Source organism: Verrucomicrobiota bacterium JB022 (assembly GCA_030673845.1).
Taxonomy (GTDB): domain Bacteria; phylum Verrucomicrobiota; class Verrucomicrobiia; order Opitutales; family Oceanipulchritudinaceae; genus WOUP01.
The window spans coordinates 381977-405536 of record JAUTCQ010000012.1 but is presented as its reverse complement, the minus strand read 5'-3'; the positions used below and the strand labels follow the sequence as shown (position 1 = coordinate 405536).

15 protein-coding genes and 1 CRISPR repeat array are annotated in these 23560 nt (G+C 60.6%); of the genes, 6 read left to right on the top strand and 9 right to left on the bottom strand.

The features are described 5' to 3' along the window. Nucleotides 1-58: 58 nt before the first annotated feature. From Q7P63_08490 to Q7P63_08470, 5 genes are all read left to right on the top strand, one after another. Nucleotides 59-3313 (top strand): TonB-dependent receptor, encoded by a 3255-nt coding sequence (locus Q7P63_08490; protein MDP0500127.1) that lies wholly within the window; start codon nt 59-61, stop codon nt 3311-3313. 324 nt (nt 3314-3637) lie between these two features. Further along, nucleotides 3638-5200: a hypothetical protein gene (locus tag Q7P63_08485; GenBank protein MDP0500126.1), complete on the top strand. Its 1563-nt coding sequence runs from the start codon at nt 3638-3640 to the stop codon at nt 5198-5200. Nucleotides 5201-5454: 254 nt separating this feature from the next. Next, the gene (locus tag Q7P63_08480) at nt 5455-6321 is read left to right on the top strand and encodes a PEP-CTERM sorting domain-containing protein (protein ID MDP0500125.1); all 867 of its coding nucleotides are present in this window, start codon (nt 5455-5457) and stop codon (nt 6319-6321) included. A gap of 329 nt (nt 6322-6650) precedes the next feature. Then, on the top strand, nt 6651-7712 hold the full coding sequence (locus Q7P63_08475; GenBank protein MDP0500124.1) for a hypothetical protein: 1062 nt from the start codon (nt 6651-6653) through the stop codon (nt 7710-7712). Nucleotides 7713-7967: 255 nt separating this feature from the next. After that, nucleotides 7968-8957 (top strand): hypothetical protein, encoded by a 990-nt coding sequence (locus tag Q7P63_08470; GenBank protein ID MDP0500123.1) that lies wholly within the window; start codon nt 7968-7970, stop codon nt 8955-8957. Nucleotides 8958-8982: 25 nt separating this feature from the next. Then, a CRISPR array of direct repeats spans nt 8983-10475; the repeat unit is 29 nt; unit sequence CGGTCCATCCCCACGTGGGTGGGGAATAC. 42 nt (nt 10476-10517) lie between these two features. Here Q7P63_08470 and Q7P63_08465 read toward each other — a convergent pair. Genes Q7P63_08465 through cas3 form a run of 9 tightly spaced genes read right to left on the bottom strand, consistent with a single transcriptional unit; the run spans nt 10518 to nt 19294 of the window. Next, nucleotides 10518-11111 carry a 3'-5' exonuclease gene (locus tag Q7P63_08465; GenBank protein ID MDP0500122.1) on the bottom strand — a complete coding sequence of 198 codons (594 nt, stop codon included), beginning with the start codon at nt 11109-11111 and terminating at the stop codon, nt 10518-10520. A gap of 6 nt (nt 11112-11117) precedes the next feature. Further along, a complete protein-coding gene (gene cas2e, locus Q7P63_08460) occupies nt 11118-11408 on the bottom strand; it encodes a type I-E CRISPR-associated endoribonuclease Cas2e (protein ID MDP0500121.1) in 291 nt (96 codons plus the stop codon). Next, the gene (gene cas1e / locus Q7P63_08455; GenBank protein MDP0500120.1) at nt 11405-12295 is read right to left on the bottom strand and encodes a type I-E CRISPR-associated endonuclease Cas1e; all 891 of its coding nucleotides are present in this window, start codon (nt 12293-12295) and stop codon (nt 11405-11407) included. The genes cas2e and cas1e overlap by 4 nt, the downstream gene beginning before the upstream one ends. Nucleotides 12296-12299: 4 nt before the next feature. After that, on the bottom strand, nt 12300-13025 hold the full coding sequence (gene cas5e / locus Q7P63_08450) for a type I-E CRISPR-associated protein Cas5/CasD (protein ID MDP0500119.1): 726 nt from the start codon (nt 13023-13025) through the stop codon (nt 12300-12302). Then, the gene (cas7e, locus tag Q7P63_08445; GenBank protein MDP0500118.1) at nt 13018-14040 is read right to left on the bottom strand and encodes a type I-E CRISPR-associated protein Cas7/Cse4/CasC; all 1023 of its coding nucleotides are present in this window, start codon (nt 14038-14040) and stop codon (nt 13018-13020) included. Before cas7e ends, cas5e begins: the two co-directional genes overlap by 8 nt. Nucleotides 14041-14074: 34 nt before the next feature. Continuing rightward, nucleotides 14075-14710: a type I-E CRISPR-associated protein Cas6/Cse3/CasE gene (gene cas6e / locus Q7P63_08440; GenBank protein MDP0500117.1), complete on the bottom strand. Its 636-nt coding sequence runs from the start codon at nt 14708-14710 to the stop codon at nt 14075-14077. After that, nucleotides 14707-15231: a type I-E CRISPR-associated protein Cse2/CasB gene (gene casB / locus Q7P63_08435; protein ID MDP0500116.1), complete on the bottom strand. Its 525-nt coding sequence runs from the start codon at nt 15229-15231 to the stop codon at nt 14707-14709. The genes cas6e and casB overlap by 4 nt, the downstream gene beginning before the upstream one ends. Next, nucleotides 15228-16682, bottom strand: coding sequence for a type I-E CRISPR-associated protein Cse1/CasA (casA, locus tag Q7P63_08430; GenBank protein ID MDP0500115.1), 1455 nt, complete (start codon nt 16680-16682; stop codon nt 15228-15230). The genes casB and casA overlap by 4 nt, the downstream gene beginning before the upstream one ends. A gap of 17 nt (nt 16683-16699) precedes the next feature. After that, on the bottom strand, nt 16700-19294 hold the full coding sequence (gene cas3 / locus Q7P63_08425) for a CRISPR-associated helicase Cas3' (protein MDP0500114.1): 2595 nt from the start codon (nt 19292-19294) through the stop codon (nt 16700-16702). 882 nt (nt 19295-20176) lie between these two features. Between cas3 and Q7P63_08420 the strand changes: the two genes are divergently transcribed. Beyond that, on the top strand, nt 20177-23527 hold the full coding sequence (locus Q7P63_08420) for a TonB-dependent receptor plug domain-containing protein (GenBank protein MDP0500113.1): 3351 nt from the start codon (nt 20177-20179) through the stop codon (nt 23525-23527). Nucleotides 23528-23560: the final 33 nt, after the last annotated feature.

The following is a 23560-nucleotide window of genomic DNA, read 5'->3' as shown; positions in this document are numbered from 1 at the left end:
CCCGCCCCCTTGGTAGATTGCATCACTCAGTGACGTCCTTGGAGTGCTAACCACACTCATGCAAGGACTGTTTGTGAACATAGATTTTTGTCATCAAAGGCGCTCCAGTTTTTCGGCTCGAGGCCGCTGCGGCGCGTGGCTCTGGACGACCCTTCGTAGCGCTGTTGTAGGCCTCCTGCTGCTGCCGCCGATCCTGCAGGCGGAGACGTTTGCCTACCAGCAGGATCAGGCGCTGGTGGAGGCTACGGTGCGCTTTGAAAACGCGGAAATTTCGCTGCGGGAGTTCCTGGCCGCGTGCGAAGGGCAGACGCGCTACAAGTTTGCCTACAAGACGGGCGAAGTACCGCTCGACGCTCGACTGCAGCTGCCGGTAGGGCGCCCTCTGAGCCTCGCCGAGTTGTTCTGGCAGGCGTCGGAGCAGGCGGGTGTCGTTTTCCAGCGCATGAATGGACAGATTGTGATGCGCCCGCTCACCCCGGAAGACGTCGTGCGTCGGCCCGAGCAGAATGCCGCTGCGGCCCAGGACGTGCCCGCAGAACCGGCGCTGGAGACCTTCCGCCTCGACAGTTTTGCGGTTGAGAACGAATACGACGAAGACGTCGGCGCACTGGAGCTGCGCATGCAAGACGTGAAGTTCCAGAACCTGATGTCTTCCGAAGACATTTCGCGCTACGCCGCCAGCGATATGAGCGAGGCGATTGCGCGGGTAGCAGGGGTCAACGTGATCGAAGGCCGCTTTGCGGTTATCCGCGGCCTGTCCGAGCGCTACAGCGCCACGCTGGTCAACGGCGTGCCTGTGCCCAGCGCCGACCCGGAAAAGCAGGGGGTGCACCTCGATCTGTTTTCGTCGGACATCGTGAGCCGCCTGGAGGTCTCGAAGACCTTTTCCCCAGAGGCCCCCAGCAACGCCGCCGGTGGCTTCATCAATATCATCACCACGGAGATTCCCGACCAGCCCTTCGGCTCCATCAGCTTCGGCACCCGCTTCAACGATCGTGCCCAGCGCGATTACGTGACCTACACCAACCCCGGTCGCAGTGACTCCTGGGCGATGGGCACAAAAGACCGCGCAATGGATGTCTTCCGGCCCAATGTGGCGGGTTTCCTGGAGCTCGATAGAGAAATTATCTGGGACAGCGAGGGATATGAGATCGTGTTGCCGGAAGGAATCGATCTGGTGGCGCAACACGAGAGCCCACCGCCCGGGCTCAGCTTCCTTGCCAGTGGAGGAGGCGGCTTCGATCTCCTGGGAAGGCGCGCCCGAGCAATGGTCACCATCGGCTACGACAGCTCTTACAAGACGACCGACGGCAGCTACCAGACGAGAAATTACGTGCCAGGCTTCAGACGTGATAGCGAGGGAGACTCCTACTTCGAGACCTGGTATGGCACGATGACCCCTCACGGCCCGCGCTATGACGTCACTCAATCCAAAGCGAGCGTGGATCTCACTGCTCTGGGAGCCGTCCAGCTGGACTTGGATGCGAAGGCCAATCACCGCCTGACACTCAACCTGTTCCATAGTCAGGCGGGTGAGGACAGCGTCGCAAAATACGAGAACGGCCGCTTTGAATACGAGAACGAAGAGCGATCCCATGACGAACACGGTTGGGATGGCCTGTTTCGCACCTTGGTCCTCGATGACATCGAACGTGGTATTTACAATGATTACTACTGGGATCTGCTCTATTATGAGGAGCGAAAGCTGACCAGCTTGCAACTCCTGGGAGACCACGCCATACCGGGCTGGGGATCGCGCCCATTAGAGATTTCCTGGACACTCAGCCGTAGCAAGACTCAGACGGATGAGCCGGATGCACGGTCGGCCGAATACATTTTCGATCCTTCGGTGAATAAATTCCGTGTTTTCCAGAACGTTGACCAAAATAGCAACAACTACCGCAGTTGGCGCTTTACGGACGAAGAGCAGGATTTCGCCCGCATCCAAGTGGACGGGGAATGGGAGCTTTCTCCGGCGTTTTCGGCAACGGTGCTGGCGGGTGTTTCGAGTGATGAATCCGAGCGCGCGGTCTTGACAGGGCGTTCGCTTTTCCGGGCTGGTAACACTGCAGACGACCCCGAAGACCTTTATCTACCGAGTGCCGGTGCGAGCTACCGGCCATCTTCCAGTAATTATGACGCAGATGCGGATGCCTCCCGCGACCTGAAAGCAGGATTTGGGCAGATTGTATTTACCTGGAAAGAAAAGGTAGATCTAATTCTTGGCTTTCGTGCGGAGAAGATCCAGATGGCCAGCGACACGCGCTATCCGGAGGATAGAATTCGCACGGTGGAGGGGCTTTTCGTGGATGATAGCGGATCTGGACTCGCCCAACTTTTCGACTTCGGCCCGGGGGAGGATGGAACCTACGTTGCAGGATCAATCGATCGAACGTTTCTCCTGCCCTCAGTTGGAGCGGCATTTCGTCCGTGGCAAGGCTGGGCGATTCGGTTGCAGTATAACGAGACCGTCGCGCGACCTTCCTTTCGTGAATATACCGGCTACTTCGCCTTTGTTCCAGACGAACTCGAAATCACGCTTGGTAACGCCCAACTCGAGACCTCAGACGTCCGAAGCACCGATTTCCGGATCGAATACGTCGATCAGGTGACGGGCGATCTGGTGGCTACAAGCTTCTTTTATAAAGAAGTCGACCGGCCAATTGAACGGGTCCAGCTCTCTGCAGGTGCCTATGACAACGTGCACACTTGGATCAATAATCCCAACACGGCATACTTGCGGGGCGTAGAGATCGAATTCCGGAAGCAGCTGAATTTTTTGCGTGTCGATTTTCTAAACGACTTCAGTCTGGGAGGAAATTATACCTATATTGATGCGGTGGTGGGGGTTCCACAATCGATCCTGGATATCGCTACCTCTAACCGGGGGAATTGGTACCGCAATGCTCCTTCAAATATTCGGCCTCCAAGCGATGCACCGTTTCAGGGCCCACGGACCGAGAGGCGCCTTTACGACCAGCCGGAGTGGATTGCGAATGTGGACGTGACCTACGATAATAAATCGACTGGCACCCGCGTGACCATTGCTTACAACGCGATCAGTAATGTCCTCAGCGTGGAGGGGCCCGTTACTGGAGGGGTCCATGGTGAGTATGATGACAGCTTCTATGAACTCGATTTTGCCATCCGTCAGCGGCTCCGGGAAACACTGCACCTGAGCTTTAGCGTCAAGAACCTGACCGACAGCGAGCGCAAGTTGACTTACGACCCTTATATGACGATACGAGACTATCATAAACGCACCTACCGAGTGGGGCGCGACTATTCCATCTCGCTGACCTACGAGTTTTAGCCAAAACCTCAGAATAAGATGGGTTGGTAGAAGGGCGATCTCAGATAGAGATCGCCTTTTTTTACGGACGGTCAGAAAGATCTTTGAAATTGTCATAATTGAAGCACAAAAGAAGTTTCCCATGTCCTGCTGATTCTGTAGTGTCCATATGGCAAAGGTTTGTGTATTAATCCGCTGGTTTTGCCTAAACGTCACAGGCTGTAATGGTAGATGTTGGGGCGGTTTGTCGACTCATGAGTGTTCGTATCAAGGTCTATAACGATCAAGTGCGGACGAATCCTAGAAACGTTGTAATTAAATATAACGCAGCAACTACCGACACCTATGAAATACACCTCCTGCCTCCTCGCCCTCGCGGCGGTTTCCTCTCTCGCCACTTCGGCTTCCGCTTACACCATCGTGAGCGGCGATATCACCAGCAACACTACCTGGAACTCCTCTGGCGCCCCCTACATCCTTGAAGGGCCCATCTATGTGAAGAATGGCGCTACCCTGACGATTCAGGCTGGCACGATCGTGCGTGGCCAACCCCGCACCGGCTCCACCGCTCCCGGGTCGCTGCTCGTGACGAAGACGGGCCGCATCAACGCCCAAGGTAATTCGACCAACCCGGTCATTTTCACCACCGCGGCTGTCGACGTGAACAACGACAGCGTTGCTGATGGTAGCCTTGGCAACTACACCCGCTTCAACCCCAGCATCCACAACCAGGCCAGCGACTTCCTCGACCAGGATCCGCTGAACAGCCCGCTCGCTCCGCTCGACGGCAACGGCAACGGTAACGTCAGCCTCTGGGGCGGTCTCGTGGTGCTCGGTAGCGCTCCGACCAACCTCGGCACCGGCACGGGTGCCGGCGGTGACATCCTGGCCGGTATCGGCAACATCGAGGGCATTGCCCCGCAAACGGCCGACACCGAGTTCGGCGGTTTCGACCCCAACGACGACTCCGGCATCCTGCGCTACATCTCGATCCGCCACGGCGGTGACGAGCTGGATGTGGCCAACGAGCTCAACGGCCTCACTCTCGCGGGCGTTGGCGCGGGCACGACGGTCGAGTTTATCGACATCTACAGCACCTTCGATGACGGTCTGGAAATCTTCGGCGGCACCGTCAACATCAAGAATATCTCCGTGGTGTTTGCAGGGGACGACCAGTTCGACTTCGACCAAGGCTACACGGGCAAAGCTCAGTTTCTCTTTGCGGTGATGCCCTACTTTACCGAGACGGACGGCGACCCCTTCGGCTCCGCCAGTGGCGACAAGGCCGGCGAGTGGGACGGTGAGGACAGCTCCGAGCGCGGCGGCGATGTGACGATCAATGCCGACGGTCGCCCGGTGCCCTTCTCCTATCCCTTCGTCTACAACATGACGGTGGTCGGCTCCGATCTGCCTGCTAGCTCCGCCGCTACGCAAACCACGACCGACAAGGGCCGCATCCAGATGCGCAACGGCTTCAACGGCTGGCTCGTGAATTCCATTACCGTGAACACCGGTAGCTCCGTGGCACTGGAAGTGGCCAATTCCGGCCTCTCGCCCTTCACCTCGGCGGACAACGCCACCGCCGGCACCCTCGGTGTGGGCTGCTTCACCATGAGCGATGTCACGGCCCCCAGTGGCGCCGCCTTGACCGCTCTCGCCAATGGCGGCAGCACCTTCACCAACCCGGCCAGCTTCTCGCTGACGGGCGAAGACCAGAACTACAACGGCTCGGCTACGCTCAACCCGCGCCCGACCGGCAACCTGCCGGCCTACTTCAACCCCTCTTGCTCCGAGCTGGGTGGCGGCTTCTTCACCGACGTCAGCTATCGCGGTGCTTTCGCCCCCTCCGGCGCTCTCTGGACGACTGGCTGGACGGCGGCCAACAAGCGCGGCTTCCTCGCGAACTAAGCGCCAAGAGGGGCTTTGCGCCCCTTTCGCCTCAGGATCTTCATCAGGCGCGGCTCGCTGCAAAGCGGGCCGCTTTCTCTTATTTATAAGTGAAGGCGGTTTCACGCATTCGTCACAATCTGCGTTGGTAGAATCTGAGCGCGGGTTTCGACCGAAAGAAGACGACACAAGCACATGGTGCTGTAGCTCAAGCGCGATGGTTTGGCCACTTGTCTCAAGTTCTGCTCATTGATCACTCCCTCAGTTATCAGCTCATGAAAAACCACAAACTTATCAGCCTCCTGCTGTTGCTTTCGGGCTCGTCGACGGCTGCTGTTTCTGCCCAGATGCTCGTCGCCGGTTGGGATTTTTCCCAGTATGCCGCCTACAGCCTAGTCGGGGAAAATTATGACTTTACCGACAATATGTACGGTAACTTCAGCAGCCTCGACCGCACAGGTAACTACTCTGGCATCACGGGGCCCGATGAATACCACTACGGCACGTTTTACTACGGCGGCCAATTCGGCTCCAGCGTCATGCTGCAGGCCAGCGAGGCGTTCACGCGCAGCATCACCGATAACGGCAGCCTCACCTCCAACGACGGCGGCGCGAACAGCGAATACTACCAAGTCGGCTTCGGTAACAGTCAGAAGGTAACCTTCCTGACCGAAGAGGGCCAAGACTTCGTCAACGATTACCGACTGGCCTTCGATGCCGCCATGGCGGGCCAAAGCTTTGTCTTTGAGGCCAATGTGGGCGAAGGCAACCTGGGTGAGGACTGGAGCTTTTCCTTCGCTGGGATGAGCAGCGGGGGCAACAGCGCGATCGCTTGGGAATACTCGCTCGATGGCACCAGCTACCTGGGAACGGGCGTCACGAGTAACCTCACCGCTCTGGATACCAGCTTTACCGTGGACCTCAGCGAGGTCGACGAACTCGACGGCGTGGAGCAGATTTTCATCCGCGGCACTCTCAGCAACTACGGCGCGGGCATCATTCCATACCTGGATAATGCTTCGATTTCCGTGGGGTCGATTTCTGCGGTGCCCGGAATTCCGGAGCCCTCCACTTACGCCGCCTTCGCGGGTCTGCTCGCGGGAGGCCTAGCTTTGCTGCGCCGTCGTCAACGCAGCGCTTAATCCTTGTTCAAGTCAGTTAGTGAGACATCTCACAGGTTCGTGATAGAGAATCGATAGTAACAACCGAGGCCAGATCCAAGGCTGAGAGAGAAGAGAGCCCAAAGGCACTTGCCGTTGGTTGAATCAGTATAGTACCTGTTCGATGTGAGAGAGCGTAGTCGACTGTGACTGCGCTCTCTCTTTTTGTTCGTTATAGCTTGTTTCAAATTTACTAAAGCGTAACCGACGGCGTTGGTAGAAATGGTCCCCGGTTACGACCAGTCTTTATCCTGCCCGCTCCAGATACCTTCTCGCTACTACTACTGGGCAGGCCTCAAACCGACTACACCATGAAATCTCTCCAACACCTTCGTACGTTGCTCTGCTGTGCCGCCGCAGCCTGCACACCTCTCGCCCAAGCGGAAGAAACCCTCGTCGCCGGTTGGGACTTCTCCCAATACGCTGCCTATTCGCTGATCGGCCTCGATTACACGTTTACCGATCACCTGTGGGCCAATTTCAGCGGCCTCGACCAGAGCGGCAACTCCATCGCCTTCAGCGGGCCAGACGAATACCACTACGGCACCTTCTATTACGGCGGCCAGTTTGGCTCCGACGCCCTCGTCGACAGCAGCGATATTTTTCGCGGCATCACCACCAGCGGCGACCTGAGCGCCAACAGCGAAGCGGCCATCCACCCGCAATGGGGCGCGGGATTCAACGACACCAGCAAGACCAGCTTTTTGCTCGAAGAAGGCCAAGGCTTCGTCAACAGCATCATGCTCGACTTTGCGCCCGACATGGCGGGCCAGAAGATCGTCTTCCAGGCCAACGTCGGTGCAGGGCGCGAAGGCTACGGCTGGGCGCTGAGCTACGCGGGCAAGCTTTCCCTGTTTGGCGCCACCACCATCTCCTGGGAATACTCGGCCGACGGGGTCAATTACACCAACACCGGCATCGTCCACACGCTGACGCCGGAGGCTGCCAGCTACAGCCTCGACGCCGCCGCGTTGGCCGGGCTCGAGGGCGCGGGTGCGGTCTATTTCCGCGCCACGCTGGGTGCCTTCGGCGATGTGACCGATTCGCCCCAGATGGACAATGTGGCCATCCGCGCCAACGTCCTCCCTGCCGATCCCTTCGACGGCAAGCAACTCTACGCGAACTTCTACACCTCCCCGTGGTTCGGCCTCTACTGGCGCTCGCCCGAGAGCCCCGAGTGGTATTACACCCTCGCCGGCTGGGTCCGCCCCGAGCCCGATGCCGATGGGGTGGGTGTGTGGCTCTGGGCTCACGACGGTCGACAGGACGAATGGCGCTGGTTCTACACCGAGCCCGGCGTCTTCCCCTGGCTCTGGGATGAGGCCAACGGCAAGTGGGTCCTCGCGCCCGTCCTCCTGCTCACGAGCTTGTAAGCAGGGCCCCAGCTCTCCTGATCGTCCGCGACCGCCTCCCCTCGGGCGGTCGCGTATTCTTTGTCCAATGTTTTGCACGTTTGTAACACGTGCGATTGGTAGATTCCCGCCAGTGGCGCGTCTACCCTCTGTAAATAGGCCGGTCCGCCCCCCAAAAGGCGGCCACGCTGCTCTCTCACGAACAGAAGATCCAAGACCCAGATGAAATCAATCACGCGCACTTGCCTTTGGCTCCTCTTGCCGAGCGCCGCTCCCATGCTGTCTGCCCAGCAGATTCTGGTGGCGGGCTGGGATTTTTCCCAATACGCCGCCTACAGCCTCGTCGGCGCAGACTACACGTTCACCGATAACATGTATGCCGACTTCAGTGGCCTCGACACCACGGGCCTCTACTCCGGGATAACCGGCCCCGAGGAAACCAGCTATGGAATGTTTTACTACGGGGGGCAATTCGGCTCCAGCATCATGCTCGATGCAAACGACCCCATGGAGCGAGGCATCACGCATTTCGAGGATCTTGTTTCCAACGACGAAGGGGCCAACAGTGAATACTACGAGGTCGGCTTCAGCAACAGCCAGAAGGTCACCTTTTTGACCGAGGAAGGGCAGGATTTCGTCAACAACTATTCCCTCGCCTTCGACCCGGGGATGAGCGACCAGAGCTTCGTCTTCGAAGCCCACGTTGGCGACGGACAAGTCGCCCATAGCTGGACGCTCGCCTTTGCCGGCAAGATGCAGGCCAGCGGCACCTACGACATCGCCTGGGAGTATTCGGCCGACGGCAGCAGCTATGAAAGCACGGGCGTCACCACCACGCTCACCGATCTCGACACCAGATACGAGGTCGATCTTTCCAGCCATGAGCCCCTGAACGGCGTCAACCGGATCTTCATCCGCGGCACGCTCACAGGAGCGATCGTCGAGGCCAACTCCCCCTTGCTCGACAACGTGTCGATCCACGCGACCCTCGGAGGCGGGCAGGGTCCCGTCGACCCCTTTGGCGGTAGCCAAGCAGGAGACGCCGGCTGGTATTATTCCGACTGGTTCGAATGGTATTGGCCCACCGGCGACTGGTATTTCAGCGCCCTCCAAGGCTGGGTCTGGCCGGAAACTCCCGGCGATACCGGCTTCTGGCTCTGGATCCACGACACCGGCAACGGCAGCGGCGGCTGGTTCTTCGCCACCCCCGAATTCTACCCCTACCTCTACGATAGCACTCAAAGCGCCTGGATCTGGCGCGGCTAACCCCAAGGGCCCCCGCTTAATATACCCGTAGCTCCCCACGCGGGTGGGGAATACTTGGGCCTCCTTCTGGGCGTAGTCGCAATGCTCGGTCCATCCCCACGCGGGTGGGGAATACAGCGTCAGGGCGTGGTTGGTAGGCGTAGGGCACGGTCCATCCCCACGCGGGTGGGGAATACAGGCTCAGGCTGAGGGAGAGTGTAAGCCCATGCGGTCCATCCCCACGCGGGTGGGGAATACTCCAGCCAGTGCTTATCCACGGCTCACCTCGCCGGTCCATCCCCACGCGGGTGGGGAATACGTGCCACGCTTGCCGAGGCGACTGGCCTGTCGCGGTCCATCCCCACGCGGGTGGGGAATACCGTAGGCTTTGCCGCCTGCATCAGCGTGGGCGCGGTCCATCCCCACGTGGGTGGGGAATACCGACCACACACGATTCGATCATCATGAGCCGACGGTCCATCCCCACGTGGGTGGGGAATACGCTGAATGAACGCCTGCCCGTTACCCTCCAACCGGTCCATCCCCACGTGGGTGGGGAATACAAAACGTGATGATGGTTTGAAAGTTGGCCGAGCGGTCCATCCCCACGTGGGTGGGGAATACGAGCAGATCACCGATGATGCCCTGTGTGACATCGGTCCATCCCCACGTGGGTGGGGAATACCGCCTGCTTGGCGAGCGCCGCGTCGATGTCGGCGGTCCATCCCCACGTGGGTGGGGAATACAGAAATTCGCCATGCGTTTATCGAGGCTCATGCGGTCCATCCCCACGTGGGTGGGGAATACTCGTTTGAGAAAATTTGAGCGGTTCAGGAGGCCGGTCCATCCCCACGTGGGTGGGGAATACCTCACCGGAGAGGGTGACGTGGCCGTAAACGCCGGTCCATCCCCACGTGGGTGGGGAATACCAGCAGATGCTCCGCGTGGCCGAGCGCTACGCCGGTCCATCCCCACGTGGGTGGGGAATACACGGAAGGCGGCTGGCTGACGGTCAGCGAAGCCGGTCCATCCCCACGTGGGTGGGGAATACAGCCAGATCGGGTCGTCCTTCAGCGCGATCATCGGTCCATCCCCACGTGGGTGGGGAATACTGTGGACGATCACGCGTCTGCTGTCAACTGCCCGGTCCATCCCCACGTGGGTGGGGAATACCCACACTGAGCAAACGTGAATTTCCATCCCCACGGTCCATCCCCACGCGGGTGGGGAATACCACATCGCGCAGGAGCGGCCCCACTGTGACGGCGGTCCATCCCCACGCGGGTGGGGAATACTGCGCGGCCTTGGCGGGCCATCTCCGCCTTTTCGGTCCATCCCCACGCGGGTGGGGAATACCTCCACCTCACCTCGACTCGCAGCTATCCTGGCGGTCCATCCCCACGCGGGTGGGGAATACCTCCTGCTGCCACGTTTCCCAGGCGGCGCGGCCGGTCCATCCCCACGCGGGTGGGGAATACATGTCGCGGAGCCAGTGGATTTTGCCGGTCAGCGGTCCATCCCCACGCGGGTGGGGAATACTCTCGTTAAATCAAAGGCTTACGAAAGTGAAAAGGTCAAAATTCACGGTTTTGGTAGGGTAGGAGGGCGTAGGTCTTGCAGGCGGTAATAGATGTCGCGGCAGGCGAGGGCGTCCTGGAGGGGGTCGTGGTGGCCGGCAATTTCGCGCCCCATCAGGCCGGCGTAGAGCAGGCGCAGGGGGATGCGTCCGCTCAGGCCGGTTTGTTTGCGGACTTCGCGGGATTTGGACGCGAGGTGCAAGGTGCAGACCAGCTTCAGGTGCGCGGGCGGGAAACGCGTGTGATCGGCGCGGCGCAGGCGTTCGCTCGCCAGCACGTTGAGGTCGAACCGCAGGTTGTGGCCGATGATCTGCGTGGCTGGGGCGAGGTCGGCTTCCAGTCGCTCCAGCGCTGCGGCAATCGGGATGCCTTCGGCCTCCAGCTGGTGTTGAGCGAGCCCCGTCAGCAGTTGGATGTTGCCCGGCACCTTGAAGCCATCGGGTCGGATCAGCAGCCGTTGTTGCGAGCGGATGTTTCGCTCGGCATCGACCAGCAGCCACGCCACGGCGATGACGCGCGGCCATTGCAGGAAGTTCTGGCGCGTCACGACGGGGGTGGACGCGAGGCCCGTGGTTTCAGTATCGAGGAAGAGGTCCACTGTTAGTTATGCCTTGGCTTCCGGGATCAGTTGCAGGCCCGAGAGCTCGATCTCTTCCCGCCCGGTGCTGCCTTGCGGCCCGAAGCGCTCGATCACGTAGCCCTGGCTGTTGGGGTGCGAGCTGATGCTGAGGAAGCCGAACTCCGGCGGTGCGTTGCGCAGGATAAACTCGATCACCTTCTGGTGGGTCCGCACGTTGAGCGTGCCGACGAAGACGTTGGGGCGTGGTTCGATGAACCACCGCTTCAGGTGCCCCCGGATGGCGGGAGGCACGTCGTTGGCGACCAGCACCGTCATGCCTCGGCGCGGGGTTGCAGCGGGTGCATTTCAGGTGCCGGGGCATCGTCGAGCCCGGCAAAGAGGGCCTTGAGATCGTCCGGGCAGCGGCGCAGCATACGGGTGTCTTCGACGCGCTGCTTGAAGAGTTTGCGCACCAGCGTGCCATCGTCCTGAGGGTTCACGGCGATGGCCTCAAAGGCGGCGGGCCAAGCGGTCTCGTGCTTGTAGAGGTCGGCCGCGTCGTAGACAAAAGGCAGCGTCCCGGCCTGATGCACAAAGCCGAGCTGCGGGATGAAGCCCATCGAGCACACGACGGAGGCGATGAGCGCGTAGTGAGAAGCCGTGGCGGCAGAGAGGGCGCGGTTGATGTTGTCGGCCAGGTTCCAGTTGGAGGGGTTGTAGTTTCGCCCCTTCCAGGTGACGCCGTACTGCTCGCCCAACTGGCTGTAGATCTCCTTGACCCGCTTGCCCTCCATCCCGCGGAGCTGCTTGATGGACACGCCTTCGGTGGGCACGTGGGGGAAACGGTGGCGAAACATGCGCCGGGCCACCTCGTTGCGGTCGTGGGTCGAGGCCCAGGCGGCGGCATGCACCCGGGCCATCGAATTGTCGTGATTGGGCGTGACGCCAAAGGCGTAGAAGCGCAGGCCCTCTTCGCCCATCCAGAAGATCGGGCAATTACACTGCGCCGCCGCCTTGATCGCCGCATGCGTGACCGTCGTGCCCGGCCCGAGGATGACCGCCGAGACGGTCGCGACCGGGATCGGGCAGACCAGCCCGTCGCTCCCCAGCCACTTGATGGCCGAGTCGTCGACTTCGAGGCGACCCCACTCCAGGTAGAGTGGGGTCCAGCGGTCGCGGGCGGGCGCGAGGGTATCGAGCGGAGGACGTTCGAAGAGGGCCATGGTTTTACCTCTGGGTGCGCCGGACGGGCCGCCCGACAAACGCGCGCTGGCCAAACGAGAGCGGCTGGTCGTTCCAATACCAGACTCCGCTTTGCGCGGCGTCCTCACCGGAAGGTTCTTCGATCCCGTCCTGCAGCGCCAGTGCGGGCGTGTCACTCGCTTGGCGGCGCTCATTGACCGTCCGCAGCAGGCGGTCGAGGGCTTCGGTGCGCGAAGCCTCCGCCACGCAATAGAGCGGCGCCGAGGGCAAGCAGCACTTGCGCCCCAGCCACACGCCCCACACCGGGTCTGCCAACGCCCGGCCGACCGCTTCGAGCTGGTCCGCCGCCCCTTCGAGCACCACGGCAAAACGCGCGTCGAGCAGGTAGGTGCGGTTGGTCAACACGGCGTTGCTGATCGCTCCACCCGAGGCCTTGCGGGGGATCAGCAGCTTTTGCCACGGGTCCGTTCGGTCATAGCCGGCCCCAACTGTGTGGTAGTCGACGAGGCGCTGCATGCCGTAATCGGCCTGAGCCCCGAGCAGGTAGGCGGCCATGCGGAGCGCGCCCAGGCGAACCAAGGCGGCGGCCTCGTCGGCGCTTCCCTTGTCCAGCCCCATGGCCGCGGCGATCAGGCCCAGGAGCGCGCTTTTGGTCGGGAACCGCTCGGTGTCGCGATGTTGAAAGCGCGAGGATACGCCCCAGGCCTGCAAAGGCCCGTCGAGGTAGATGGCGAGGGCAGCCTCAGACATACTTCACGAGGGTATCGAGCATGGCGGGCATGCCCAGTTCAGTCAGCCAAAGCTCCTCGCGGTATTCCACGCCCCAGAGCTTTTTCAGATTTGCGAGCTCGGTTTTCATCAGCTCTTTGGATGCCTCACTGTAGCCACTATCGTTTGCGCGCACCGGCTTCTCAAAGGCGTTGACCAGCTGGACGGGGTGGCCGCGCTCCTTGACCGTCGCAAGCACCTCGAAGGGGCGGGTGGAGGCATTCATGGAGTTTTTGCGCGCTCCGGGCACCGCCACCAGCACCGCCTCGATGAATGCCCGGAGGATGGCGGCACGCTCTTCCTTGGGCAGCTCGCCGAGGTGGGAATGCGCGGCCAGCAAGTCGAGGTTGATCGCGACGAAGCGGTAGTAGGTCGAGGCGTTGAACTCCAGCGTGCCGATCATGCCCGCGCCGGCGTCTTCCGTATCCACCTTGCCATCGTCGACGGCGGAAAAGTAGTCGATATCGTTGATGCTCTTGTGCGTGGAAAGGGCGTGCGAGACCATCGCCGCACCCTCGATGTTCAAGGTGGTATCATTGGCCACCATGCGTCCAAACAAAGCGATGTCGGCGGCGTCCGTGCGGGTGGCTTTCTTGATCGCCTTCTTGGGATCTTCACCGCCGGCCACCGCCTGTGCGATCTGGTTGACCTCGCCGGGCGAGAGATAGACGGCGGTCGTCACCTGTGCCGGGTTCTTGCTGTCCGTCTTCGAGAAGAGCAGGCAAAGCTCGTCGGCCTTCTTTTCCGCCTCTTCGGCGGGCAGCCCCGCATCCAGCAGGGCGTTGTGGAAAGGCTTTTTGATCAGGCGCGAGCGCACGCCTTGGAAGCGGGGCGAAAGCTCCCGGGCTTCGAGCCGGGCCGCGCGTTTGAGGCATTGGCTGGAGATGCGGGCGCGTTGCACCCCTCCGAAGAGGGCGGACTTGGGCGAACCGACGTCGTCCCGGTTCAGGCAGGAGACGGGGAAAGACTGCAGGATGTGAAGCTCAATGTGTTTCATGGTACGAAAGGATATGTGGGTGAAATGAAAGAATTCAGGCGGTAGGGACGAGGCAGAGCATGCCGAAGCCGAAGGCCTTGGCCGGGCCGATCCCTTGACGGGCAGCCTGCAAGAATGCCTCGGGCTGGCGGACCTGGAGCGTGCCGCGAAACTCGACGGCGGCGTGGAGCCCGGCGGCCCCTTTCTTCAGGAAGATCTGACGCGGGCGGGGCAGCGTCTGGAGCGTGCGGGAATCGACTTCGAAGCCGTGCTGCGAGCCTTTGCGCTCAAGCCACGCCAGCAGTTCTTCGCGGGAGTTGATCGCGGCGCGGCGGCTGTTCTTCAACGGCTCGCCATTGGCGCGCGCCCGCTTCTTCACCGTCGGATTGGCAACGAGCGAAAACCGGTAGCTGGAGCGTTGGAAAAACGCGTCCGGTACCTCCTTGCAGGCCCAACCATTTTCGGGGCACCAGCTAGGCCGCGTCGGCTGCACCGGGGCGAGCAGCAGCAGGCGAAAGCCGCCGTCGATCTCGTCCACGCGGGTCAGGAAGTCGCGCGCCTCTCCATCGCGCCCCGGGAAGGCTTTCCAGGCCTTCTGGTGCCACGCGTAGGAGTCGAGAATCCCTTGCTTATAGGCCAGCTCGTAGTCGATTTCGATCTTGGCGAGGTAGTTCATGCTCGGGGTGCTCATGATTGGTTACCGTCTTCCTCCTTGGGAGCCTGCCAGAAATCGCGAGCCCAGCTCAGCTTCACCTGCTCGGCGCGCTGAAACCGCCAGTCCGTCAGATCGCGGGCAAGCTTCTCGTAATTCAGTGGGCTGCCCTCGACTCGAGAGAGCCGGGTGGCGAGGCGGTGGAGTTGATCGGCGACATCTTCGAGATCGCCGTCGGAACAGGCTAACAGACGTTGGAAGTGTCGTTCGCCCGCTTCGTAGCCAGCGGCCCCCGCCCGCCCACCGGCGATTTTCAAGGCTGCCTGGCCGATGCTCAGGCCCTTGGCGCTGTGCTGGGGGTGTTGCGCGAAAACTGCGGCCACGATCATGTCGCTTTGGCGATTCAGGATCCCGAGGCGTCCAAAGTGCGGATAGGCGTAGTGGCGCAGGGTGGGGCTCCAGTAGCGCCGCAGCTCGGCGATGGCGCCCCGATCTCTTTTGAGTTCTTCTAAACGATTTACGAACGTTTGGGTATGAGTAGGTGAAGTGTCGGTGCTCATGCGGCATCCTTTTTGGACGGTTGCTTCTTGGCCGGGCGAAAGCGGTTGAGGCTCTCCATATGGGCCTTCATCTGGCGCGGGGTTTTGGCCGGGCAGGTTCGCTGAAAAGCGGCACGGGCTTGGCTATAGGCGACGGCTCGCCATTCGCCCAACAGCCGCTCGGTGTCTGCCTTGTCTTCACTGGCCACGGCATCGAGCAGGAGCTGGAGATGGCCCTCTAAAGCCGTCCAGTAGTAGCTCTGGGCCTGTGCGATGGGTGGGGAATCGTTCTTGAACGCCTCCCAGTAGTTTTTGACCGCCGCCCACAGCTTTTTGGAGCAAGCCTCAGCCTCCTCCATCCCCTTCTGGTAGAGCGTGTTACCTTCGGGCGTAAAGAGGGCGCGGGGCACCGTGCGGGTCGATTCGACGGTGTTGATGATCTTGGCCTTCAGGTCGGTCACGAGCGCGCCTGTCCACAGTTGAGTGCGCTTGAGCACATGCTCCCAGTGCACCTGCAGCGTGAGGGGTGCGTGGCTTTGGCCCGCCTGGACCACCGTGATCTCGTGCAGGTCGCGCCACAGCGCCCTTTCCAGGCGTGCAGAGAGTAATCGGCGCTCGGCCTTTTTGGGGACTGGCACCACGGTGGCCGACGGCTCGCGAATCTCCTCGTAGGTGGGGTATTGCAGGCTGTTTTTCTCCAGCCAAAAGCCGGTGCCGTCGTCCTTGAGCCACAGGTTGCGGTGTCGCGGCACCAGTCGGCCCAGATAAGACTGGGTCGCCATCGCCTTGCCCGCAGCCGTCTTGTCGTCAAGTTCCCACAACGGCTGGCCCAGCCCCTCCTGCGGACAGGCGATCTGAATCGAATCCAGATCCAGACAGGCCAACACGATGGTTTCGAGCAGGTTTTTGCCCACGAAGTAGGTGTGGACCATATTGCTGTCGACGCACGGCCCTTTGCCTTTATAGCCAGCCCCGTACAACGGATAGAAGTTCTGGAAACTCAGCAGCGCGAGGGCAAGGTCGGCAGGGGCAAAGGCGCGGGCATTGGCGTCGTCGCCTGCCTGATCGAAGAGGGTTGCGTTGTTGCCGCTCGCGAGAGCCGGGAAGAGCTTGCTGGCGGGCACGCTTTCTTTCGATGTGGCCACCTTGCGCTGCAGGAAGCGCGGCCCCGGCCCAAACAGCTCGAAGTGGCGATAGATTTCGGGCTGTTCCAGATAGACCAGGACATTGCCGACCAGACTTTCGCGCAAGGCCTCCCAGTCGGCCTCCGATTCGTCTTCCGGTGGGGGATTGGCTCGCTGGGTGAGACAAACGAGAAGGCGCATCAGCGAAACCCTCTCGGGGGGGCTGCAATCGAGGTTCTCAATCGCCTCCGACTGCAGAAAAGCCTCTTTGAGGCTGACACGTGTGCTCCGTCCATCGAGCCAGCGGACGGGGATCCACGCATCGGTGATTAGGTTGAATTGATTCACGTTACAAATATTGGGGCTCAAAACCAGGCAGGCTCTTCCGTGTCGTAGGCGGTGGGGCCTGCCTGCTCTTTTTTGAAGTAGTGCAGCCCAAGCTCGGGCGAGTAGGAAAAGTCGTGCTGCAGCGCTTCCGCCGCGCCGACCACCTCGCAATCGAGGCTGTCGCGGGGGCAAAGAGCGAGGAAGGCACCGTCGATGTGCAGCCCCAGCCAAGGCAGCCCCGAGGCCGGTTTCGCGCCTTTGAGCAAATATCGCCGCACACGGACGGCGTTGCGGTGGAGCGCTTTTGCCAGCTCGAAATCGAAGCGGCGGCCATGCTCGACCCTATGCTCCGAACCATCGAGCAATACCACCTGCGTCTGGCCCGCCGGGAGCGATTTGACGCTGCGGGCGAGCACCAGTAGGGCCGCGTCGTCCTTGCCCCAACGCGTGCGGCTCTCGTCGTCCTTCACGTCTCCACTGAAGCGCTGTTGACCACCGGCCACGTTTCTCTGCTTTTGCCGGGCCTCACGGTATTCCTCAAGGAACGCCTTCGCCGCCGCGGGCAGGGTGTCGGGCTCCAGAGCCGACGCTTCCAGCCATTCCCGAATGTCCGACGGCAGCTGGATCTGATTCCGCGCCTGGCAGATCCGCTGAGCCTGATACAGCGACCACGGAGGGTAGATGTAGGCCGAAGGGCCAAGGGCCTTGAGCGCCTCATCGAGACTTGCCTCCCACGGCACCGTTGGCTGCAGCACGACCGCCCGTGCCGTTTCGAACCCGACCGGGCGGTCTCTGCGGTGGCGATGAAGGCGCCCCAGCCGCTGAATGATGAGGTCGATCGGTGCCAGATCCGTAAACAACAGGTCGGCGTCGATATCCAGCGATTGCTCGAGCACCTGCGTGCCCACGAGGATGCAGCCGCGCGGACGTTTCTCCGCCGATGGGCCCAGCTTGTCGGTCCACCGCTCTTCGTTGGTTTCGCGCGCAAACTGCGGGAAGCGGCTGTGCAGCAGTCCGCATTCGGTGCCCTCGCGGCAGCCGTTCTTGGCCAGGCGATAGGTCTCCTGAGCCAGTGCGACCGTGTTGCGGATGATCAGCACACACGCACCTTGGTCGGCAGCCTCCACGGCATCACGCAGCCAGTCTTCCGTTGCCGGATCGGCCTGTTCAAGCACCACGGCCAACTGGCGGGGGCTCGCACCAGCCACCGGGATGGAGGTGGCCTTCGTTTCGCCAGAGCGCACGCGCGTGATCAGCGGATAGCTGTCGACGGGCGATTCCTCTTTCGCTCCAGCCGCCTGGACCAGCTCGGCCCGACGCTGGCGCGTGAGCGTGGCCGACAGGATCACAACGGTGCACCCGCATTGCAGCAGCTCCGACACCGCGAAATCGAGCAGCACGCTGGTGTAGGGGTCGTAGGAGTGGACTTCGTCGATCACGATCACCTTGCCGCTGAGGGCGAAGAAACGCAGGGCAGCGAACTTCACCGGTATGGCGGCGAGCAAGGCTTGATCGACCGTGCCCACACCAAACGGGTGCAGCAGGTTTTTGCGGTTGTCCGAAAACCACTGGTGGGCGCTGAGCGTATTGTCGTCGTCCTGGGGCTGCACCACCGTGCTGCGGCGTTCGGAAAGCCAGGCCGAGCCGTGGATGAGCGCCACGACCGAAGGCTCCGCCACCACCCGTTGCAGGAAGCGCTCGACCCGCTCCTGAATGCGGTTGCTCGTCAACTGGGTGGGCAGCGCAAAATAGAGCCCCCGCTCTTCGCCCTCGCTCCAACGGGCATAGGCGAGGGCCAGCGCCGCCTCGGTTTTGCCTTCGCCCATCGGGGCTTCGACGATGTAGAGCCCGGGTGCATCCACCGACTCCAGCAGTGTTTGCTGAAGGGGACGCGGCTGAAACGGTTGCCGAACGGGGTCAGGCGAAAAGAGTTCGGCAAATGACTGCCCGGCCTTCACGCCCCGCCGAGCCCAACCCAAGTCCGCCAGCGCCCGTTGGGCGCGCTCGACCGCCACCTCGCGGGTCAAGGCCTCCGGTTCGTTGAGCGGGAACCATTCCGGGCTCGAACCAATCCAGTCCGCCAGGATCATGAAGCCGGTAAACCAGTGGACGCGGGGTGCCTTTGGCTTGATCGCCTCAGTCGGTAACGCCCCAAAATGTGCAACCAATTCGCGGATCAGTTGCTCCCGATGCGTCACAAAAACCTCTTGTCCGCTGGGGGCCTCCTCATATGGTCGTAGCTTTACGATCAGGTATTTGCCATGGTGCCCGCCCACCGCCAGCAGCCACGCTGGCGCTTTGCCTTCTCGGCTGTAGTGGCTGAACAAGGCATCGAAGCCCGTGAGACTATGGTTGTCCTGATAGGCCGCTGCTACTGTTTTGCAAAGGCCGCCATAAGTGCGTGCCCACGCAGGGCTCTTGAGCTGGAAGCCCGGAGATATCTTGCCCACATCGTGGCAAGCTACCAAGCTCACCGCACCGTCCGGCAGTTGCGCCCGGAGCCCGGGCGGCAGCCCTTCCCTCAAAGCCTGCGCCACCGCTCCCACATTCAGGCAATGATCCCTCACCGAGAGGGCGGGTTGCCCCGTTTCATCCGTCTTCGCCCAGAACTCGTGGAGACTAATGTCTTTCATGTCGGAGGTGTGGGCATAATGGCTCATTTGCGGCACGGTGTCTATCTAAAACTTGCGCAGATAGGTATAGTTTAAGGTGAGGGTGATTGTGGCATGGTCGAGGCTTGCGCAACGATGTGACTAACGCAGCTGTTTACGATCGTCCAACAGTTCGTTGAAATCTCGGCCGTAGCGCTCCAATTGAGCGCCTCAGGAACTCGCCGCCAAGGTGGGCTTCAACCGTCTTTCTCTTGTGGGCTTTCGTCTTTAACCAAGCCTCGTGTCTTCTTGTCTGCTGAATTATAGGATTCTAGCAATATGGGACAAGGTTTGTGATGTTGTCAGGAGCATGAAGATGTAAGGCTTCCTGTATGTCGTTTTATCATTTCTAATGATTTCAATTTCTTAAAATTTCTATTTAGGCTGAAATCCTTATGGATTGTCGCGTAATTAGAGTGATATTCTGGGGTGATTTTCCAGATTTTTATTTGAGTCTTGTAATCTAGGTATTGTTATCGATAGCAGGATCAGGAATTTGCACATATTAGTGTATTTAATTTATTGCAAGCAGCTTACGTAGATTGTGTTTTGCGAAATCGGACGGTCAGATGCAGAAATGATTTTTCAATCTAGAATGTGGATACTAAGATGTGGCTACCTCGTGAGGCTTTTATGATCAACCCCTGGTCTGGTGTCGGATATGAGTGATACCAGAATCGCATTCGGAGGTCTCAAGTCCCGTGAGGTGATGCTAAATGTTTAACCCCAGATCGTCATTGCCGAAATCGGCAGCCGCTTGAGTGTGGGCTTGGCGGTCTGGAATCTAAACCCTACTCCTACAAACTAAACCCTATGTTGTCATCCATGTTTGGCCGCACACCCCGGCGGCGTCTCGCTACTGCTATGTCTTATTTCACACTTCTGCCCATGATGTGGGCGCAGGGGCAACAGGCCTCTGAAGAAGAAGTGTTCGACCTTTCCCCTTTTGAAGTCACCACCGGCGAAAACGATGTCGGCTATTATGCATCCAGCACCTTGGCCGGCACGCGGATGAACTCACGGATCGCGGATCTGGCATCGTCGATCTCGGTCGTGACGCCACAGCAACTGCAGGATACGGCCTCCGTCGACCTCAACGATGTATTCCTCTATGAAGCCGGCGTAGAGGGCACCCACACCTACACCGCCTACGAAATCGACCGCTCCGGCGGCGTGACTCAGACTGCTCAACAGAGCCCACAGGATGCCAACCGGATGCGAGGGCTGTCGGCACCTGAGCGCGGGGTGAATTACTTTATCAGCCTCAGGTCAATTCCGGTCGACGCTTACAACGTTGAGCGTCTCACCATCAATCGCGGCCCGAATTCGGTGCTTTATGGCCTCGGGAGCCCGTCTGGCCTCGTCAACGTCAGTACCATGCGCGCTTACGTGAATGCGGAGGCAAAGGGCGAGGTCTCGTTGCGGGTAGGGTCGTTCGACGACTTTCGGGCGAGCTTCAACTACGGCACGCCGATTATCGAAGACAAGCTGGCGATCCGCGTCGCGGGGGTCTACCACGACAAAGGGTTCCAGCAGGATCCAACCGAGGACACCACGCGCCGATACTTCGTCACCGGCACCTACAAGCCCTTCGAAGGCACGACGATTCGCGCCTCGTATGAGAACCTCAACAACGAATACCAGCGCGCGACCGTCGTCACGCCTCAGGACTATGTGACGCCCTGGCGTGAGGCAGGCAGCCCCACCTTCAACCCATCTACGATGATGGTGTCGCTCAACGGGCAGCAGATCCCACTTTCGTCGGCCTCCGTCGATGCAGTCCTGGCTGCGTCCAACAATGGGCTGATCCCGCAGGCCAACGCGACCCGCCCGACCTTCCTCGTCGACAACGGTGCCTATTACAGCGTCAATGGCAACCCGCAGCAGCCCATCCGGATGCAGCAGCGGCTGGCGGTAAAGAACATCGCCGAGTCGAAGATGGAGGTCGAGCAGATGCTGGTTTCCAATACCTACGAATACGAGTCGCCGCTCTTCATTTCGCCGGGGATCAGCGACCAATCGATCTACGACTGGGAAGAAGTGAACCTCCTCTCTGGCAACCTGGGCGAAGATGACGCCGAGATGTACGAATTGACACTCGAGCAGCAGATCCTCGACAACCTGTTCGTGGAGGTGGCCGCCCGCCGCGAAGATTTTTCCCGCCGCACCTCCACCTCGCTCAATGGACGCGCTTCCAGCCTGTTTGTGGATGTCAACGAGACCTTGCTCGATGGCACGCCCAACCCCTATTTCCTCAAGCCTTACGTCGAAATTTGGGAACCCGACCTCAACGACCGTTTTGAGATCAACGATACAATCCGCGGGACCGTTGCCTATAACATAGACTTCACCAAAAACGAGGGGTGGTCGAAGTGGCTGGGGCGTCACAACCTGATGGGCCTCGGCCAATACCGCAGCATCGAGACGGAGTCCTATCGCTGGCGCGAGGCCATCACGTCCTACCACGACTGGATCAGTAGCCCCAATAGCAACAAGCACGGCGGCGGCAACGTGCAAAAATCGTTCAACCGGATCTTCTACGTGGGGAACGACGCGCAGGTGCAGTACGGCACCGGGCCGGTCTTTACGTTCTCCAGCCCCGCCACGCCCGGCAACGAGTACCCCAGTGGGGTCATCGGTCAGCAATACGTCTCCACCGTGCGCCACTTCGCCCCCATGCTCGACGCGAACAACCAGCTGGTCCGCGACGGAGACCCCACCTATCCGGTGGCGGGTGGGCGGCCGATGGGGGAGTGGGTCTACGAAAACACGATGGGAGGCCTGCTGCTGCACGGGGCAAACCGTGAAGAGCTCGAGCTCGAATCCTACGCCGGGGCGTTGCAAAGCTACTTCTGGAAAGACCGTATCATTACCACTATGGGCTGGCGCCACGACACGCAGACGAGCCGTCGCTCCCTCAGCCCCGTAATCAACGATTACGGTTATCGCAGCGGCATCGACTACGCCTTGAACACCTGGGACGACCGTTACTTCAGCGAGGTTTCCGGCACCACCAAAACCATGGGCGTCGTGGTGCGTCCGGTCGACTGGCTGAGCTTCCACTACAACAAGTCCGACAACTTCGAGCCCGAAGAAGAGGCGGTCGACCTCTACCTGCAGTCCTTACCCATGCCGACAGGGGAAGGAGAAGACTACGGCTTTTCGCTCTTCCTGCTGGAGGAAAAGCTGATCGTGAAGGTCAACTGGTTTGAAGCAACCAGAGAGAACGCCCGCTCTGGCGGCGACACCACCACGATCACCAGCCGGGCCAAGCGCGTGGAAAATGAAGGCGACTGGGGCATCGTCGACCGGATCACGGCAGACATCGAGTGGGAGAATCAACTCGCTCCAGGCACCCTGGACGCGTGGGACGAGACGAGCGAGGCGACGCAGCCCTACATCGACGAGATTGCCGAACGCTCCGGGCTCTCCGTCGACTACCTGCACAACCGTCGAGGCTTTAACGACACCAGCACGATCGAAGCGGAAGGCATTGAATTCTCGGTCGACTACAACCCCACCCGCAACTGGAATATCAAGTTCACCGCGACGAAGCAGAAGTCGGTCGAGTCCGAAGTCGCTCCCTCGACGCAACGCTGGCTCTTTGGAGACGGGAGCCTCGACGATCCTGAGCCCGGCAGCCGCCTCTACATCTGGCAAAACGCCCAGGTAAGGAACGAGGACAACACCGCCACGGTAAACTGGTGGACGCACCAGTGGCCCAACATGGCCCAGACGCTCGGCTCCACGCCGGAAGAATGGTATACCGGCGTAGTGGAAGCGCCGCTGCGCCTGCTGACCGCCACGCAAGGCACCTCACGCCCTCAAATCCGCGAATGGCGTTGGTCGCTGCTGACCAACTACCGCTTTATCGACGGCCCGCTGGATGGCGTTGGCATCGGTGGGTCGGTTCGTTGGGAAGACAAGGCCTCGATCGGCTACTACGGGCTCGAAAACCCCGATACGGGCATCATCGACCGCTACGACCCCAGCCGCCCGATCTGGGACGACGATAACTACTACTTCGACTTCTGGGCCTCCTACTCGCGCCCGATCTTCAACGACCGCTTCGGCTTCAAGATCCAGCTCAACGTGCGGGATGCCTTTGAAGACGGCGGCCTGAAGGTCATTCGTGCCAACCCCGACGGTTCACCCTCCGTCTATCGCATCCAGCAGCCCCGGACGTTCTTCCTCACCACCACCCTCAGCTTCTAAGGCTGGTCTCCTCGAGGCGCGCCCGCAGCTTTC